Annotated in this window: 17 protein-coding genes; 7 read left to right on the top strand and 10 right to left on the bottom strand. The window is 60.1% G+C overall.

Features of this window, described 5'->3' with window-relative positions; genetic code table 11:
- Window positions 1-50: 50 nt before the first annotated feature.
- Window positions 51-1,463 carry an aminotransferase-like domain-containing protein gene (locus AC07U5_RS00500; protein WP_494722013.1) on the top strand — a complete coding sequence of 471 codons (1,413 nt, stop codon included), beginning with the start codon at window positions 51-53 and terminating at the stop codon, window positions 1,461-1,463.
- Between the two features lie 77 nt (window positions 1,464-1,540).
- The gene (locus AC07U5_RS00495; protein WP_494722012.1) at window positions 1,541-1,870 is read left to right on the top strand and encodes a hypothetical protein; all 330 of its coding nucleotides are present in this window, start codon (window positions 1,541-1,543) and stop codon (window positions 1,868-1,870) included.
- 57 nt (window positions 1,871-1,927) lie between these two features.
- On the opposite strand, the gene AC07U5_RS00490 is transcribed toward AC07U5_RS00495, so the two are convergent.
- Complete coding sequence (locus AC07U5_RS00490; protein ID WP_494722011.1) at window positions 1,928-2,386, bottom strand: Rrf2 family transcriptional regulator; 459 nt, start codon at window positions 2,384-2,386, stop codon at window positions 1,928-1,930.
- Window positions 2,387-2,510: 124 nt separating this feature from the next.
- Here AC07U5_RS00490 and AC07U5_RS00485 point away from each other — a divergent pair, with 124 nt between their 5' ends.
- Window positions 2,511-3,401 carry an NAD(P)/FAD-dependent oxidoreductase gene (locus AC07U5_RS00485; protein ID WP_494722010.1) on the top strand — a complete coding sequence of 297 codons (891 nt, stop codon included), beginning with the start codon at window positions 2,511-2,513 and terminating at the stop codon, window positions 3,399-3,401.
- Between the two features lie 65 nt (window positions 3,402-3,466).
- On the opposite strand, the gene lepA is transcribed toward AC07U5_RS00485, so the two are convergent.
- The 3 genes from lepA to AC07U5_RS00470 form a co-directional block, all read right to left on the bottom strand.
- Complete coding sequence (gene lepA / locus AC07U5_RS00480; protein WP_062427323.1) at window positions 3,467-5,305, bottom strand: translation elongation factor 4; 1,839 nt, start codon at window positions 5,303-5,305, stop codon at window positions 3,467-3,469.
- Between the two features lie 62 nt (window positions 5,306-5,367).
- Window positions 5,368-6,237 carry a carbon-nitrogen hydrolase family protein gene (locus AC07U5_RS00475; RefSeq protein WP_494722009.1) on the bottom strand — a complete coding sequence of 290 codons (870 nt, stop codon included), beginning with the start codon at window positions 6,235-6,237 and terminating at the stop codon, window positions 5,368-5,370.
- Window positions 6,234-6,830, bottom strand: a complete 597-nt coding sequence (locus AC07U5_RS00470) for a GNAT family N-acetyltransferase (RefSeq protein ID WP_494723227.1) — start codon at window positions 6,828-6,830, stop codon at window positions 6,234-6,236. The genes AC07U5_RS00475 and AC07U5_RS00470 overlap by 4 nt, the downstream gene beginning before the upstream one ends.
- 73 nt (window positions 6,831-6,903) lie before the next feature.
- Between AC07U5_RS00470 and AC07U5_RS00465 the strand changes: the two genes are divergently transcribed.
- Window positions 6,904-7,305 (top strand): ketosteroid isomerase-related protein, encoded by a 402-nt coding sequence (locus tag AC07U5_RS00465; RefSeq protein WP_062443214.1) that lies wholly within the window; start codon window positions 6,904-6,906, stop codon window positions 7,303-7,305.
- A gap of 82 nt (window positions 7,306-7,387) precedes the next feature.
- Here the strand turns inward: AC07U5_RS00465 and AC07U5_RS00460 are convergent, their stop codons facing one another.
- The 3 genes from AC07U5_RS00460 to AC07U5_RS00450 form a co-directional block, all read right to left on the bottom strand.
- On the bottom strand, window positions 7,388-7,750 hold the full coding sequence (locus AC07U5_RS00460) for an MmcQ/YjbR family DNA-binding protein (protein WP_494722008.1): 363 nt from the start codon (window positions 7,748-7,750) through the stop codon (window positions 7,388-7,390).
- Window positions 7,747-8,952, bottom strand: a complete 1,206-nt coding sequence (coaBC, locus tag AC07U5_RS00455) for a bifunctional phosphopantothenoylcysteine decarboxylase/phosphopantothenate--cysteine ligase CoaBC (RefSeq protein ID WP_494722007.1) — start codon at window positions 8,950-8,952, stop codon at window positions 7,747-7,749. Before coaBC ends, AC07U5_RS00460 begins: the two co-directional genes overlap by 4 nt.
- Before the next feature lie 158 nt (window positions 8,953-9,110).
- Window positions 9,111-10,694 carry a peptide chain release factor 3 gene (locus AC07U5_RS00450; RefSeq protein ID WP_062599134.1) on the bottom strand — a complete coding sequence of 528 codons (1,584 nt, stop codon included), beginning with the start codon at window positions 10,692-10,694 and terminating at the stop codon, window positions 9,111-9,113.
- 90 nt (window positions 10,695-10,784) lie between these two features.
- Between AC07U5_RS00450 and dut the strand changes: the two genes are divergently transcribed.
- The 3 genes from dut to cysK all read left to right on the top strand — a co-directional run bounded on the left by dut (window position 10,785) and on the right by cysK (window position 13,053).
- Window positions 10,785-11,255 carry a dUTP diphosphatase gene (dut, locus tag AC07U5_RS00445; RefSeq protein ID WP_130977055.1) on the top strand — a complete coding sequence of 157 codons (471 nt, stop codon included), beginning with the start codon at window positions 10,785-10,787 and terminating at the stop codon, window positions 11,253-11,255.
- 68 nt (window positions 11,256-11,323) lie between these two features.
- A complete protein-coding gene (locus tag AC07U5_RS00440; RefSeq protein WP_062599623.1) occupies window positions 11,324-11,941 on the top strand; it encodes a LysE family translocator in 618 nt (205 codons plus the stop codon).
- A gap of 143 nt (window positions 11,942-12,084) precedes the next feature.
- The gene (cysK, locus tag AC07U5_RS00435; protein WP_062427208.1) at window positions 12,085-13,053 is read left to right on the top strand and encodes a cysteine synthase A; all 969 of its coding nucleotides are present in this window, start codon (window positions 12,085-12,087) and stop codon (window positions 13,051-13,053) included.
- A 38-nt stretch (window positions 13,054-13,091) separates the two neighbouring features.
- On the opposite strand, the gene deoA is transcribed toward cysK, so the two are convergent.
- From deoA to AC07U5_RS00420, 3 genes are read right to left on the bottom strand one after another with little or no spacing between them, the layout of a single operon-like run.
- Window positions 13,092-14,402, bottom strand: a complete 1,311-nt coding sequence (deoA, locus tag AC07U5_RS00430; RefSeq protein ID WP_494722006.1) for a thymidine phosphorylase — start codon at window positions 14,400-14,402, stop codon at window positions 13,092-13,094.
- Between the two features lie 6 nt (window positions 14,403-14,408).
- Complete coding sequence (gene deoC / locus AC07U5_RS00425) at window positions 14,409-15,182, bottom strand: deoxyribose-phosphate aldolase (RefSeq protein ID WP_062599137.1); 774 nt, start codon at window positions 15,180-15,182, stop codon at window positions 14,409-14,411.
- Between the two features lie 2 nt (window positions 15,183-15,184).
- Window positions 15,185-15,985: a purine-nucleoside phosphorylase gene (locus AC07U5_RS00420; RefSeq protein ID WP_113227285.1), complete on the bottom strand. Its 801-nt coding sequence runs from the start codon at window positions 15,983-15,985 to the stop codon at window positions 15,185-15,187.
- Window position 15,986: the final 1 nt, after the last annotated feature.

Raw genomic sequence — 15,986 nt, 5'->3', positions numbered from 1 at the left:
ACAGTCACATACAGTTCGGCAAAACTGTTATGGTTGGATGAGCAGGACAGATGGATCTGGCGCCAAGGCGAGTGGAGAGTGCATCGCCCCGTATCGATGCGGTGATGGGGGAAATCCGTCGCCGCATCGCCGCGCGCCTATTGACGCCGGGCGCGAAACTTCCCTCCGTCAGAGCGCTGGCAAAAGGCCTCACCGTCTCCACTTCCACCGTGGTGGAAGCCTATGAGAGGCTGGTCGCGGAGGGGGCCATCCGCTCACGTCCGGGATCCGGCTTTTATGTGGCCAGTCAACTGGCGCCGCTTTCGCTTGCGGAGATCGGGCCGAAGCTCGACAGACAAGTCGATCCCTTCTGGGTATCCCGACTGGCACTGGAAGGCGGACTGGGTTTTGCCATGCCCGGCTGCGGATGGCTGCCGCCCTCATGGATGCCGGAAGAAGCGTTGCGCAAGGCGCTCCGCACGCTCTCGCGCGCCAATACCGACGTTCTGACGGATTACGGGACGCCGCTCGGGCTGCTTCCGCTGCGCCAGCTTCTGGCGCGGCGAATGGCCGAATCCGGTCTGGTCGTCGGGGCCGATCAAATCCTGCTGGTGGATTCCGGAACACAGGCGATCGACATGGTCTGCCGCTTCCTGTTGGAGCCCGGCCAAACCGTGTTGGTCGACGACCCATGCTACTTCAATTTCCATGCCCTGCTGCGCGCCCACCGGGTCAAGGTGATCGGGGTGCCCTACACGGCAGATGGGCCAGATGTCACCCTGTTCGAGCAGGCGTTGGAAGAGCATCGTCCAAGGCTCTACATCACCAATTCGGCGATCCACAACCCGACCGGTGCCGTTCTCTCTCCCGTCAACGCCCATCGTCTACTGATGCTGTCGGAGCGTGCGGGCCTGACGATTATCGAAGACGATATTTTTGCCGACTTCGAGATCACCAAAGCGCCGCGCCTTGCCGCCTTCGATGCGCTGAACCGCGTCATCCAGATCGGAAGCTTCTCAAAGGCTCTCTCGGCCTCGGCCCGATGCGGCTACGTCGTCACGCGCAAGGAATGGCTGGACCCGTTGGTCGACATGAAGATCGCCTCCAATTTCGCCGGCAGCCAGATGTCCGAGGCTCTGGTGCTGGAAGTCTTGAAAGACGGAAGCTACCGCCGGCATATGGAAGCGTTGAAGGCGAGGCTTTCAAAAGCGAGAGCGAGCCTGATATCGAGCTTGCGACAGCTGGGCATCGAGCCATGGATAGAGCCGCAGGCGGGCATATTCCTCTGGTGCCGGCTTCCTTCAGGGGTGGATGCTGCCGACGTGGCGCGCCACGCGCTTGCCGAGAATATGGTCCTTGCACCCGGCAATGTGTTCAGCCAGTTGGACACGGCCTCAAGCTTCATGCGCTTTAATGTGTCGCAGTGCGATCACCCGCAATTCGCTAATATTATCGAGAGAGCTATCAAGCTGGCGAGGCGCTGACTGTTACGTTTTTTGGCATTTTAGGAACCATTCACGCAGACGTGCATTTTCTTCGCATTGGAAGAGGAGAAAACACCATGACTTTTGACCCAAATCTGCCCCGCGACCCGAACCTTCGTCCGGACCGCCCTGAACTGCGCACAACGCCCGAAACCCATCGCAAGTCCGCTGTCTGGGCACCGTGGGCAGCCATTATCGTCGTTCTGCTCGTCGGCGGTTTCATCTGGATGCAGATGAGCAGCCCGTCCACCACAGACCCGACCACGACGTCGTCCACGACGCCGCCAGCTGTCAGCGATCAGGCACCAGCCCCGGCACCGATGACGCCAACGGCTCCAGCAACGCCGCCAGCGAATGGCGCTGCTCCGGCTTCGCCGAACACCAACGGCACGTCGACACAGCCGTAATCGTCACTGACGTAACTCGAGAGAGCCGCTTGCCGATAGGCAGGCGGCTTTTCTTTGTTAGAAGTCCTCCATCGCCGACGGCTTGTGACCCGACTGAGCCCATCGGTTGAAGGATTCACGGGCGAGATCGGCAAGCGTGATCTTACCAAAACGGTCGAGCAAGAGCGCTTGCGCTTCTGTCATGGCATCCGCCAGTGCGACGTTGACCGACTGTTCTATGACGCAGGCCGGATTGTCCCCCGAAAGGCCGATCGAAAACATTTCGGGGTTTCCGAGCGCTTTGTGGATATCGAGAAGCGTGATCTCCGCGAGCGGTCGCGCCAGAACCCAGCCGCCGCCATGGCCTTTTTCCGACGTGACATAGCCAGCATCACGCAGGCCCGCCATGGTGCGCCGGACGACCACCGGGTTGGTCTGCAACATGGCAGCGATTGCGTCGGATGTCGCTGGTTTCTCATGCTTTTCCATATGGATCAGCACATGCAGCACTCGTGATAGGCGGGTATCTTGTCTCATCGGATCTCCATCCCGAACCGTATCACTCAAATAAAAACGTAACAATCAGAGTTACATGATATTGACTCCCCATTTCACGTAACAATATAAGTTACGAAACTGTTTTAGAGAGGGAGTCCATGCCATGACCTATGATGTCATCATTATCGGAGGAAGTTATGCGGGCCTTTCCGCCGCGCTCCAGCTTGGGCGGGCGCGCCGACGCGTTCTCGTCATCGATGCGGGCAAGCGCCGCAACCGCTTTGCCAGCCACTCGCATGGCTTCCTCGGTCAGGATGGAAAAGCGCCAGGGGAGATCATTGCCGAGGCCCGTCGCCAGATTGAGGCCTATGAGACGATCGACTGGATCGACGGTCTTGCAGCACATGTCAGCGGCGCCTTCGATGCTTTCAAGGTCGAGATTGACGGAGGAGAGCGGAAGACGGGTCGAAGGCTCGTCATCGCCGCAGGTGTCACGGATGATTTGCCACCAATACCGGGTTTGCATGAACGCTGGGGGCAGAGCGTATTTCATTGCCCCTATTGCCATGGTTATGAGCTGAACCAGGGTCGGATCGGCGTCATCGCTGCATCCGCGCTCGCCATTCATCACGGATTGATGCTGCCCGATTGGGGGACGACGACCCTCTTCACCGATGGCGCATTCGTGCCGGATCAGGAGCAGCGCGCCCAACTGGCCGCGCGCGGCACAAGGGTGGAAGAGGGTTCGATCCAGGAGATCGGCGGTAAGGCGGATGTTGTTCTCACCGACGGACGAAGGCTTGCAATGGACGGGCTTTTCACTCAACCGACGCTCCGGATCTCCGCATCCTGGATTGAGCCATTGGGTTGCTCTTTTGAGGAAACGCCGATGGGCATGACCATTCGCACCAATGCGATGAAGCAGACAACGACGCGCGGTGTCTTCGCCTGCGGCGACATCGCTCGCCCAGCCGGTTCGGTCGCACTTGCGGTTGGGGACGGGGCAATGGCTGGCACCGCGGCACACCGTTCGCTGATGTTTCCCGATCTATAGCGATCGATGAAACAAAAAAATCCCGACCATGAGCCGGGATTTTTTAAACAGAAACGATGACGCGCTTATTCGTCGTTCATCTTCAGCGCGGCAATGAAGGCTTCCTGAGGGATCTCCACCTTGCCAAACTGGCGCATGCGCTTCTTGCCTTCCTTCTGCTTGTCCAGCAGCTTGCGCTTGCGGGTGGCGTCGCCTCCGTAGCACTTGGCTGTCACGTCCTTGCGCAGGGCGCGAACGGTTTCGCGCGCGATGACCTTGCCGCCGATGGCGGCCTGGATCGGGATCTGGAACATGTGCGGCGGAATGAGTTCCTTCAGCTTTTCGCACATGCCGCGCCCGCGACGGTCCGCCGCCGAGCGGTGAACCAGCATTGAAAGCGCATCGACCGGATCGCCATTGACGAGGATCGACATCTTCACCAGATCGCCCTCGCGGTAATCGATGATGTTGTAGTCGAAGGAGGCATAGCCCTTGGAGATCGACTTCAGGCGGTCGTAAAAGTCGAACACCACTTCGTTGAGCGGCAGCTCATAGGTGATCATGGCGCGGTTGCCGACATAGGTCAGCTCCGTCTGGATGCCGCGACGGTCCTGGCAAAGCTTCAAAATGCCACCGAGATATTCATCCGGCGTCATGATCGTCGCCTTGATCCAGGGCTCGCGAATATCTTTGATCTTCACCACATCCGGCATGTCCGCCGGGTTGTGAAGTTCCTTCTCGGTGCCATCCGTCAGGGTCATCTCGTAGACGACCGAAGGGGCAGTGGCGACGAGGTCGAGATTGAACTCGCGCTCCAGACGCTCCTGGATGATTTCCAGATGCAGAAGGCCAAGGAAGCCACAACGGAAGCCGAAGCCGAGGGCTGCGGAGCTTTCCATTTCGAAAGAGAAGGACGCATCATTCAGGCGAAGCTTGCCGACGGCGGCGCGCAGATCTTCGAAGTCTGCCGCATCGACCGGGAAGAGACCGCAGAACACCACCGGCTGGGCCGGCTTGAAACCGGGCAGGGCCTTTTCCGTCGGGCGCTTGTCATCGGTAATCGTGTCACCGACGCGCGTGTCGGCCACTTCCTTGATCGAGGCGGTGATAAAGCCGATTTCGCCAGGTCCGAGGCTGTCCACGGTAAGCATCTTCGGCGTCAGAACGCCGACGCGCTCGATCGTGTACTTGGCGCCAGAGCCCATCATGCGGATCTGCTGGCCCTTGGTCAGCACGCCATCGATGATGCGCACCAGAACCATGACGCCGAGATAGGTGTCGTACCAGCTATCGACGAGCAGCGCCTTAAGCGCGCCCTTTTCACCAGCTTCGCTCTTGGGCGCTGGCAGCTTGTGAACGATGGCTTCCAGAACATCGGGAATGCCAAGACCGGTCTTGGCCGAAATCATCACGGCTTCGGAAGCATCGATGCCGATGACTTCCTCGATCTGTTCCTTGATGCGATCGGGCTCTGCAGCAGGGAGGTCGATCTTGTTGAGCACAGTGACGATTTCGTGATTGTTGTCGATCGCCTGATAGACGTTGGCAAGCGTCTGCGCTTCCACGCCCTGCGAGGCATCCACCACCAGAAGCGAGCCTTCGCAGGCCGATAGCGACCGCGATACTTCATAGGCGAAGTCGACATGGCCGGGCGTGTCGATGAGGTTCAGCACGTAGATTTCGCCGTTATTCGCCTTGTAATGCAGGCGCACGGTCTGGGCCTTGATGGTGATGCCGCGCTCACGCTCGATATCCATATTGTCCAGCACCTGCTCGGACATATCGCGCTCGGCAAGACCGCCCGTCGACTGGATCAACCGGTCGGCAAGGGTGGATTTGCCATGGTCGATATGGGCGACGATGGAGAAGTTGCGGATATGGTCGAGGGGCGTACGGGTCGAATTGGTGCTCATGCCCCGCGCTATAGAGGGTTTCGCGGGCAAATGGAAGCTGTTCTATGGCGGCAAGCGGCGGCGAAATCGGCTTTTCAGCCGGGGAACTGCTCGCTCCAGTCCCGCCGCGTCGCGACCTGTCCTTGTGTGCGCAAACGCGCTACATCGGCGAGATCGATATCGACGATCAGCAGCGTGCTCTCACTCACCGCATCGTTTTCGCTTTCCGCCACGATGCCATTGGCCGGCATGCCGTAGTCGGACGGAACGTAAAGGGCGGCACGTCCACGATTTTCATCGACCGCTGGCGACCATGGCGCGTCTCCGGCCGTGGGGGAGGAGAGCACGGCAAACTGATTTTCCAGGGCGCGCGCCTGTGCGCCGATCCGCACCCGGTAGGAGCCAGCCAGTGTGTCCGTGCAGCTCGGCGCCAGCACCAGTTCCACGCCCATCTCCGCCAGCCTTCGACCCAGTATCGGGAATTCGTTGTCATAACAGATCAAAATGCCGAGCTTGCCGATAGGGGTATCGAAGGCTTTCAGACCGTCCATGCCCGCATCGATGAACCATTGCTCGCGCTCGAAACGCGTCATGATCTGCTTGTCCTGATAGCCGATCAGCCCTTCGGGACCAAACAGCCAGGCACGATTGCGGAACTTGCCATCGGCATCTTTCACCGGCGCGCTGCCGGGCTGGAACAGGATCTGATGTTCCCGCGCCAGTTCTTCGCAGAGCTCCACCCAGGAGGGGATCAGGCTTTGCATCGCCTCGATCGAGCCGTGCAGATCGGAGCGTACATCCGGCGGCAATTGCCCGGTCAGCGCCATGGCGGAATATTCCGGCAGCAGAAGCAGTTCCGCGCCTTTCGCCTTCGCCTCGGCTACGATTGCAGCGAGATGCTTGGCATAGTCCTCCCAGGTCTCGATCAGCTCGATCGCATATTGGCAGGCGGCAAGCCTGGTCATGCGGCAATCCTCTTCATCCAGAAGGAGAGAGTTTTAGGGCTCTCTGCATCTTCATCCAGGTCCTGCCATGTGAAGGCGGTTCGAAGCTCCGGGTGATGGGTATAGCCACGCTTTGCCCAGAAGTCGTTCAACGGCACATAATCGGCAGGCTGGCGGTGATGGTCGGTCGGGCGTTCGACTGCGCAGAAGGTGCACCACTCGAAACCGCCGAGGCGTTTTGCATGCGCTTCGCGCTCCTCGAAGAAACGCACGCCTAGGCCATGGCCGCGGTATTCGGGCATGAGCACGCTTTCGCCGAAATAGAAGATTTTCTCGAGGTCATGACCGGCAGCCAGGAAAGGTGCCTTCACCTCATTCGTTTCCGCAATCATCGGCATGCCCGTCGACATGCCTACGATCTTTTCGCCATCCATCGCGAGCACGAACACCGCACCCTCAGCCTTCGCATAGGTCGAAAGATAGGTGTGCTCGTAATCGAAGGATCCGTCGTAAAGATAGGGGAAGGCGCGAAAGATGGTGATGCGCAACCGAGACAGATCATCGAAGAACGGTGCGGCATCAATGCCGGAAAGGGAACGGATTTCGACGGTCATGGGCATGTTCACCTGCATTTTCCTTGGTTATACCGTCATGGAAATGCTGTGCAAGCCTCGAGGGAGACCGATCATGTCCGCCATTGAAACCATCCGCGCCTATTACGATGCCTTCAACCGCCAGGATATGGATGCCTTCCTTGCTCTCCTGACCGATGATGTGGTGCATGACATCAATCAGGGCGAGCGGCAGGTCGGCAAGCAGGTGTTCGCCACGTTCATGCAGCACATGAACCGCTGCTACAAGGAAAACCTCACCGACATGGTGATCATGGCCAGCGAAGACGGCAAGCGCGCCTCTGCCGAATTCGTGGTCAATGGCGAGTACCTGGCGACCGATGAAGGTCTGCCCGAAGCAAACGGCCAGACCTATGTTCTGCCGGCTGGTGCCTTCTTCGAGTTGAAGGATGGCAAGGTCGCGCGCGTGACCAATTACTACAATCTCAATGACTGGATTGCGCAGGTCGGTGCGTAAGGGCTGAGAGCCGCGCTTGTGGCCGTGGATCCTCGCCTTAAGGGCGAGGATGACGCCGCAGCAGGGATTGGCCGAGCCTGACTTACGTATCCAGCACGATTCCGAGTTCTGCCCGCAGCTTCTTTGTCAGCCCTGCCGCCACGAGTTCGTAGGAGCGGCGCAGATAGTGCTCAAGCTCTTCGCCTTCCAGCGGGGAATGATCGCTGATCGACACCCATTTGCGCTTGGCGAGATAGGGTGCCTGGGCAATGCCTTCCAGCGACGTCAAGATCTCGAAGCTTTCTTCCGAGCATTTGACGACAAGCCGCCAGTCGTCCCGTTCGCCGAGCACCGCAAACACCTTGGCGCCGACCTTGGCGACATGCGAATCCCACTGATCGACGAAGCTCACGCCCGGCCAGACACCAAGTGTCGCGTCGAAAGTCTTGCGGTCGAAGAGGCTCATGTCAATCTCTCTGCGATCAATGCCGCCAGCCTTTCGGCAACCTCGGTCTTGGACAGGTCCGGCCAGGCATCGACACCGGTTTGAGAGATGATCTTCACCTGGTTGCGTGCTCCCCCCATGATGCCGGTCTCTGCTGAAACATCATTGGCGACGATCATGTCGGCGCCCTTGCGTTGAAGCTTGGCGCGTCCATTGTCCTCGACATTCTGCGTTTCCGCCGCAAAGCCGATGACAAGGCGAGGGCGTTTTTCGTGGTGGCCGACGGTTTTGAGGATATCGGGGTTCTCGGTCAGTTGCAGCGCCGGCGGCGCGTCACCCGGCTGCTTCTTGATTTTTTGCTCCGAAGAACTCGCGACGCGCCAATCCGCCACCGCAGCGACGAAGACGGCGATGTCGGACGGCAGCTTGCGGAGCACGGCATCGCGCATTTCCTCGGCGCGCTCTACATGAATGGTCGTCACGCCAGTCGGATCAGGGATCGTCACAGGACCGGAGACGAGCGTCACCTCCGCGCCAAGCTTAGCGAGGGCGGCAGCAATAGCGTGACCCTGCTGGCCGGATGAACGGTTGGCGATATATCGCACGGGATCGATTGGCTCGCGCGTGGGACCGGAGGTGACGATGGCTGTCTTGCCCTTCAGCGGCTTCGCCGCATCGTCCATCAGGTGCTCGACGGCTTCGGCGATCTGCAGGGCCTCGGCCATCCGACCCACACCAGCCTCGCCCTTTTCCGCCATCTCGCCTGCCATCGGACCGATAAAGGCGATGCCGTCGCTCTTCAGCGTCGCAATGTTGCGCTTGGTAGGGTTGGCTTCCCACATTTTCGGGTTCATTGCCGGCGCGACCAGAACAGGTCGGTCGGTCGCCAGCAAAACGGTGGAGGCCAGATCGTCCGCCAGCCCGTTTGCCATCTTCGCCAGAAGATCGGCTGTCGCGGGTGCCACCAGAACAAGATCGCAATCGCGTGCCAGCCGAATATGGCCGACATCCTGCTCGTCCTGTCGGGAGAAAAGCTCAGTGAACACATGCGTGGCGGAAAGCGCCCCGACGGCAAGCGGCGTGACGAACTCCTGCGCGCCCCTGGTCATCACCGGCGTCACCTTCGCGCCGCGCTCTTTCAGCCGGCGGATGAGATCGAGGCTCTTATAGGCGGCAATGCCGCCGGAAATGATGAGCAGAATATGCTTGTTCGACAGAGCCATGCGCAAAGACCAGTTTCCCGTTGGAACGGGAAACTACAGCATCGGCCCGAAAATCGAAATCGATTTTCGGATAAGCACGATGCGTCTATTCAAGGGAGCGAGAGGGTCATGCGTTTGAAGACGCATGGCGCTCGAAGCCGTTGGTAAGCAAAGTGCAATCACGCCGCCTTGGCGACGTGATATTCCTTGATGGCGACCATCTTGATCGCCGGGAAGCGCTCCGCTTCGTAACGCAGCGAGAACGCATCTTGCGCCAGAAACACCGGATCGCCGTCGAGGTCGCGGGCAATATCGCCGCGCTTGACGTTGAGAAACTTCTCGAATTCCGCGGGTTGGTCGGAAGAAATCCAGCGGCAGATGGAGAAGCGCGACATTTCGAAGGAGACCGGCAGACCGTATTCGCCCATCAGTCGTTCCTTCAACACGTCGAGCTGCAGTGCGCCGACAACGCCGACGATGGCTGGCGAACCGTCTTCGGGCGAAAACAGCTGCACGACGCCTTCTTCGGCCATCTGCTGCAGCGCTTCCTTCAGCTTCTTCGCCTTCATCGCATCCTCAAGCCGTACACGGCGCAGAATTTCCGGCGAGAAGTTCGGCACGCCCTGGAAGACCAGGTTCTCGCCTTCGGTCAGCGTATCGCCGATGCGCAACGTGCCGTGGTTGGGAATACCCACCACGTCACCGGCATAGGCCGTGTCTGCCAGCTGGCGTTGCGAGGCAAAGAAGAATTGCGGCGCGGTGAGGCCCATCTGTTTGCCGGTGCGTGCAAGGCGCGCCTTCATGCCGCGCTCCAGCTTGCCGGAGCAGATGCGGGCGAAGGCAATGCGGTCGCGGTGGTTGGGGTCCATATTGGCCTGGATCTTGAAGACGAAGGCCGTCATCTTTTCTTCCGCCGCGTGGACGAGGCGGGTATCGGCCACCTGATCGCGCGGCGGCGGAGCAAAATCGCCAAGCGCATTGATCAGATCGCGCACACCGAAGTTGCGAAGCGCCGAGCCGAAGAAGACCGGTGTCATGTGGCCTTCGAGAAACGCCTGACGGTCGAAGGGACGGCAGGCTTCCATGGCCAGTTCCGTTTCTTCGATAAAGGCATCCCGCTCGTTTTCAGGCAGCCTGTCGGCAACCGCCTGCGGACCGTTGACCGGCAGACCATCGATCTGTGTGTCGTTGCCGCGGAAGGTGTTTTCGGCGAGATTGTAAGCACCGCAGAAGGTCTTCGAACGCCCGACCGGCCAGGTGATCGGTGCGGTGTCGAGCGCCAGCTTTTCTTCCACCTCATCGAGAATCTCGAAGGCGTCTCGGCTTTCACGGTCCATCTTGTTGATGAAGGTGATGATCGGAATGTCGCGCATGCGGCAGACTTCGAAAAGCTTCAGCGTGCGCGGCTCGATACCCTTGGCGGCATCGATGACCATGATGGCAGCGTCCACGGCCGTCAGCGTACGGTAGGTGTCGTCGGCGAAGTCCTCGTGACCGGGCGTATCGAGAATGTTGAAGACGCGGTCGTTATATTCGAAGGTCATGACCGAGGTCACGACGGAGATGCCGCGCTCGCGCTCGATCTTCATCCAGTCCGAACGGGTCTGGATGCGATCCTTCTTGGCCTTCACCTCACCGGCAAGCTGGATCGCTCCGCCGAACAGCAAGAGCTTCTCGGTCAGCGTCGTCTTACCCGCATCCGGGTGCGCGATAATAGCAAAGGTGCGGCGGCGGGAGACCGCCTCGGCAAGTGTTTCGGCCATCTAACAAATCCTGTGGAATTGCGGGCTATCTAGCGTTTCGAGCCCGCTTTTGCAATTGACCTTGACCCCGCGAGCGCAAACTAATGCCGCATGAACACGCAAAGCGCCCCATCTCCCGCCCTGAAACTCATCCGTCTTCCCAATGGTGAAGGCATCGAGCTACCGTCCTACGAGACGACAGGCGCCGCCGGTATGGATCTTCGCGCTGCCGTCGAGGCTGGCGAGACGATGACGCTCCGCCCCGGTGAGCGAGCACTGGTGCCGACCGGTTTCATCTTCGAAGTCCCCTTTGGCTATGAGGCGCAGATCCGTCCACGCTCCGGCCTTGCGATCAAGAACGGCATCACCTGCCTCAATTCGCCGGGCACCGTGGATAGCGACTATCGCGGCGAGGTGAAGGTCATTCTCGCCAATCTCGGGCAGGCGGATTTCATTATCGAGCGTGGCATGCGCATCGCCCAGATGGTGATTGCGCCGGTAACGCAGGTGACGGTTACTGAGGTCAGCGAGTTCACGGAGACGACGCGCGGTGCGGGCGGCTTCGGCTCGACCGGTGTCTAGTCATCACGACGTTGTGAGGCGGCAAATTCTGGAGTATGTCTCGACGGACTGACGAGGGGGACATGTCCATGACCATCACCACCATCCTTGCCTATGCCATGGCCCTGTTCATCGCTGCAGCCATTCCAGGCCCGGGAATGACGGCGATCGTTGCGCGCGCGTTGGGTTCGGGTTTCCGCGAGACCTTCTTCATGGGGCTTGGTCTGGTGCTGGGAGATATGGTCTATCTGACGGCGGTCATCCTCGGTCTTGCCTTCGTCGCACAGACCTTTCAGGAAGCCTTCATGGTGCTGAAATTCGCCGGTGCCGCCTATCTGCTTTACATCGCCTGGAAGCTTTGGACCGCCGGGCTTCTGCCGCAGGACTTGCAGGCGAAGAAAAGCACCAGCATCGGCATGTCCTTCCTGTCCGGTCTGTTCATCACGCTCGGCAATCCCAAGACCATGTTGTTCTATGTCGCGCTCGTACCGACCCTGATCGACATCCGCGGGATCGGCCTTCCCGAATATGCGCTTCTGATCGGCTTGACCTTTACCGTTCTGATGGCGGTATTGCTGCCCTATATTCTGCTGGCCTCCAAAGCCCGCGCATTGCTGAAGCGCCCAAGTGCCTTGACGATCCTCAACCGCACCGCAGCAGGCATCCTGGCGGGAACCGCGGCGATGATCGCAACACGCGCCAGTTGAGAACGGTCTTCTACATCAGGCCCTGAGATTGGTGATCTATCCCAGGCACCTCGCCCTATAAGCACGTTTGTTCTCTGGCTTCCCTGCCAGTATCGCCCTATCCTGCGCGCGATTGCATGAGGACATAAGGCAGGAGAGCAGGCATGTCGGAAGCGAAGAAACCCGGACGCGGACGCATCTATTCCTCGATCACCGAAACGATAGGCGACACGCCGCTGGTGCGTCTGGACAAGCTGGCGAAGGAAAAGGGTGTGCACGCGACGCTTCTGGCAAAGCTCGAATTCTTCAACCCCATCGCCTCCGTCAAGGATCGCATCGGCGTGGCGATGATCGAGTCGCTGGAAGCGCAAGGAAAGATCGCCCCCGGCAAGACGACGCTTGTCGAGCCGACCTCGGGCAATACCGGCATTGCGCTGGCCTTCGCCGCTGCCGCCAAGGGCTATAAGCTGATCCTCACCATGCCAGAGACCATGTCGGTCGAGCGCCGCAAGATGCTGGCGCTTCTCGGTGCCGAGCTGGTTCTGACCGAAGGCCCGAAGGGCATGAAGGGTGCGATTGCCAAGGCGCATGAACTGGCAGAAACGCTGCCCGACGCCATCATCCCGCAGCAGTTCGAAAACCCCGCCAATCCGGAAATCCACCGCAAGACGACGGCAGAGGAAATCTGGAACGACACCAATGGCTCGGTCGATATCTTTGTGTCCGGCATCGGCACGGGTGGGACGATCACCGGCGTCGGTCAGGTGCTGAAGGGCCGCAAGCCAGATATCAAGGTCGTGGCCGTCGAGCCCACAGACAGTCCGGTTCTGTCTGGCGGCACGCCCGGTCCGCACAAGATCCAGGGCATCGGTGCGGGTTTTGCGCCGAGCATTCTCGATACCAAGATCTACGACGAGATCGTCACCGTCAGCAACGACGATGCTTTCGAGACCGCACGCCTCGCGGCACGGCTGGAAGGCGTTCCGGTCGGTATTTCCTCAGGCGCGGCGCTTGCTGCCGCCATCAAGGTCGGTGCGCGGGAGGAGAATGCTGGCAAGACCATCGTGGTGATTATTCCGTCCTTCGCGGAACGGTATCTTTCCACCGCGCTGTTCGAAGGGCTCGGCCTGTAAGAGACGACAAATGAGCGGCGGCATTGAATGCCGCTCTCTCAGGACAGACGCTTGACGATAACGGGCGCGGACGCAATGGGTGCGTCCGAGATTGCGTAATAGCTTCGCACGGATGCGGCGATACGATCTGCGTCTTCACGGCTTGCCGCATGCACCATGGCAATCGGCTGGCCTTCCTCGACCTTCGTGCCGAGCGGCAGTATGTCCGACAGACCGACGCGGTGGTCGATCCGGTCACTGGGGCGGCGGCGCCCCCCGCAAAGTTCGACAACCGCCATGCCCACATCCCGCGCCTGGCAGGATGCAAGCCATCCACCTGCCTGGGCTGTAACGGGTACGACGTGCGGTGCGGCTTTCAGATAATGTTGAGGCCGGTCGATGAAGTCGGTGGGGCCGCCGAGTGCGCTGACCATATGCCCAAAGCACTCCACGGCGCGACCGGAAGAGAGCGCCTCGCGCGCCATCGCCTCGGCATCGGTCAGCGTCGATACCACACCGCCCTGCACCAACATCTCTGACGCAAAAGCAAGCACCAGCATCTCGATGCGCGTGCCGCCTTTTCGACCCTGCAGGAAATCCAGGCAGTGGACGATTTCGAGCGCATTACCAGCCGCATCCGCGAGAGGCTCGTTCATGTCGGTGATCAACGCCGACGTTTTTACGCCCGCACCATTGGCGACCTGCACCAGGGCCGCAGCAAGCAGTTCGGCTTCCTCGGCAGTCAGCATGAAGGCGCCGCTACCGAATTTGACGTCAAGCACCAGTGTCTCAAGACCCGCTGCGAGCTTCTTCGACAAAATGGAGGCGGTAATCAGCGGTATGGAATCCACCGTCGCCGTCACGTCGCGGATGGCATAAAGCCGCTTGTCCGCAGGCGCGAGATCGCCCGTCTGGCCGATGATGGCGCAGCCCACATCCTTGACCGTGCGCCGAAACAGCGCCTCGTTCGGCATCACATCATAGCCGGGGATGGCTTCAAGCTTGTCCAGTGTCCCGCCGGTATGGCCAAGACCACGACCGGATATCATCGGGACTGCCAGTCCACAGGCCGCAACGATCGGTGCGAGCATCAGCGAGACATTGTCGCCGACACCGCCGGTCGAATGCTTGTCGGAGATCGGCTTGCCCACATCGGCCCAGGAGAGCACATCGCCGCTGTCACGCATGGCGAGTGTGAGCGCCACCGTCTCCTCGCGCGTCATGCCGCGAAAGTACACGGTCATGGCAAAAGCCGCCGCCTGACCTTCGGAAATCGAACCGTCGGAGAGTGCCGCGATGAAGGCCGCAATATCCGTTGCGGCCAGTGCCTCGCCATCACGCTTGCGGCGGATGATTTCCTGCGGAAGCATGGCAGATCAATATCCGCTGGCGGCTTTGGCCGGCTCGCCACCCGCCAGAACGGTCAAGACGTCATCCAGCAGGCTGGAGGCTCCGAAGCGGAAGGTGGAGGGCATGGCCCAATTGGGCTGCATGATGGTTTCCGCCAGACGCAGGTAAAGCGTCGCATCGGCAACTGTGCCGATCCCGCCCGCGGGCTTGAAGCCGACCTTCTTCCTGCTGTCGCGGATGGCCTGCAACATGATGTCGGCCGCTTCCAGCGTCGCATTGACCGCGACCTTGCCGGTGGAGGTCTTGATGAAGTCAGCCCCTTCGGCAATGGCAATTTCGCTGCCACGGCGGATCAGCGTCTTGTCTTTCAACTCGCCCGTTTCGAGGATGACTTTCAGCAGTATCGGTTCTGGGCAGGCCTTGCGAACGGCCGCGACCATCTCTGCGACCGATGCTTCATCGCCTGCGATGAATTTGCGATAGGGGATGACGAGATCGATTTCGTCGGCGCCATCGCGGATAGCGCGCTCGGTTTCACCAACAACGGTCGCGACATCGAGGTCGCCCGATGGAAAGTTGACAACGGTGGCGATGCGGATCGAGTGGTTGTTGCCGAAGGCCGCACGCGCCTGCGCGACAAAACGCGGCCAGATGCAGATGGCAGCCGTATTGCCGAACTGCGTGTGCGCTCTCTGGCAGAGGCTGGCGATTTGCTCGGGCGTGCAATCCTCTTTCAGATTGGTCAGGTCCAGCAAGGACAAAGCGAGACTGGCTGCTTCGCGCGGGCGCTGAAGTTCCATGCTTAGTTTCCTCCCGAAATCATTTCCGTTAAAACAGCGGCAAGACGTTTACCGCCGATCGGAGCCATGTCCTTTGTCTCGTCATGGCTCAGTTCGGCACCGGTCATGCCGGCACCGTAATTGGTAATAACGGAAGCTGCGGCAACGCGCATCCCGAAAAAGCGCGCAAGGATCACTTCCGGTACTGTGGACATGCCCACAGCATCGGCACCGAGCGTGCGCGCCATGCGAATTTCCGCCGGTGTTTCAAAGCTTGGGCCGGAAAACCACATATAGACGCCGGAAAACAGCGGCACGGTCGCACGGATCGCCGCATTGCGCATGGCAAGCGTCAGATCCGCATCGTAAGCGCTGGTCATGCCAACGAAACGCCTGTCGCTCTCCTCGCCGATCAGCGGGTTCATGCCGGAATAGTTGATGTGGTCGGTAATCTGCATCACCGATCCGGGCGGCATGTCCTGGCGAACCGAGCCTGCCGAATTGGTGAGGATCAGCGACTGTACGCCGATACCCGCAAGCGCCTCGATCGCAGGGCGCATTGCCGAGGCATCGCCCTTTTCGTAGTAATGCACACGGCCGGACAGCATGATGACCGGCTGGCCGCCCAGATACCCGGCCACCACTTCGCCAGCATGGCCGGAGACGGCACTTTCCGGAAAGCCTGGAATATCCGAATAGGGAATGCGGATCGGGTCCACCACCTCATCCACCAGCACGCCGAGGCCGGAGCCGAGCACGATGGCTGTGCGGGGAACAAGCCCATTCAGCCGTTCCACCAAAACGTCGATGATCGCGTGATCCATC

The organism is Agrobacterium sp. GW821-FHT02D03 (assembly GCF_059421725.1).
Note: the sequence above shows the minus strand (reverse complement) of the source record. Positions and strands in the feature narration are given on the sequence as shown.

Coding starts and splice junctions, on each gene's coding strand:
- cysK (WP_062427208.1), top strand. CDS start 12,085: ATGTCGGAAGCGAAGAAACCCGGACGCGGACGCATCTATTCCTCGATC.
- AC07U5_RS00450 (WP_062599134.1), bottom strand. CDS start 10,694: ATGGCCGAAACACTTGCCGAGGCGGTCTCCCGCCGCCGCACCTTTGCT.
- AC07U5_RS00440 (WP_062599623.1), top strand. CDS start 11,324: ATGACCATCACCACCATCCTTGCCTATGCCATGGCCCTGTTCATCGCT.
- AC07U5_RS00420 (WP_113227285.1), bottom strand. CDS start 15,985: ATGGATCACGCGATCATCGACGTTTTGGTGGAACGGCTGAATGGGCTT.
- AC07U5_RS00500 (WP_494722013.1), top strand. CDS start 51: ATGGATCTGGCGCCAAGGCGAGTGGAGAGTGCATCGCCCCGTATCGAT.
- AC07U5_RS00465 (WP_062443214.1), top strand. CDS start 6,904: ATGTCCGCCATTGAAACCATCCGCGCCTATTACGATGCCTTCAACCGC.
- coaBC (WP_494722007.1), bottom strand. CDS start 8,952: ATGGCTCTGTCGAACAAGCATATTCTGCTCATCATTTCCGGCGGCATT.
- AC07U5_RS00460 (WP_494722008.1), bottom strand. CDS start 7,750: ATGAGCCTCTTCGACCGCAAGACTTTCGACGCGACACTTGGTGTCTGG.
- deoA (WP_494722006.1), bottom strand. CDS start 14,402: ATGCTTCCGCAGGAAATCATCCGCCGCAAGCGTGATGGCGAGGCACTG.
- AC07U5_RS00490 (WP_494722011.1), bottom strand. CDS start 2,386: ATGAGACAAGATACCCGCCTATCACGAGTGCTGCATGTGCTGATCCAT.
- AC07U5_RS00470 (WP_494723227.1), bottom strand. CDS start 6,830: ATGACCGTCGAAATCCGTTCCCTTTCCGGCATTGATGCCGCACCGTTC.
- dut (WP_130977055.1), top strand. CDS start 10,785: ATGAACACGCAAAGCGCCCCATCTCCCGCCCTGAAACTCATCCGTCTT.
- deoC (WP_062599137.1), bottom strand. CDS start 15,182: ATGGAACTTCAGCGCCCGCGCGAAGCAGCCAGTCTCGCTTTGTCCTTG.
- AC07U5_RS00485 (WP_494722010.1), top strand. CDS start 2,511: ATGACCTATGATGTCATCATTATCGGAGGAAGTTATGCGGGCCTTTCC.
- AC07U5_RS00475 (WP_494722009.1), bottom strand. CDS start 6,237: ATGACCAGGCTTGCCGCCTGCCAATATGCGATCGAGCTGATCGAGACC.
- AC07U5_RS00495 (WP_494722012.1), top strand. CDS start 1,541: ATGACTTTTGACCCAAATCTGCCCCGCGACCCGAACCTTCGTCCGGAC.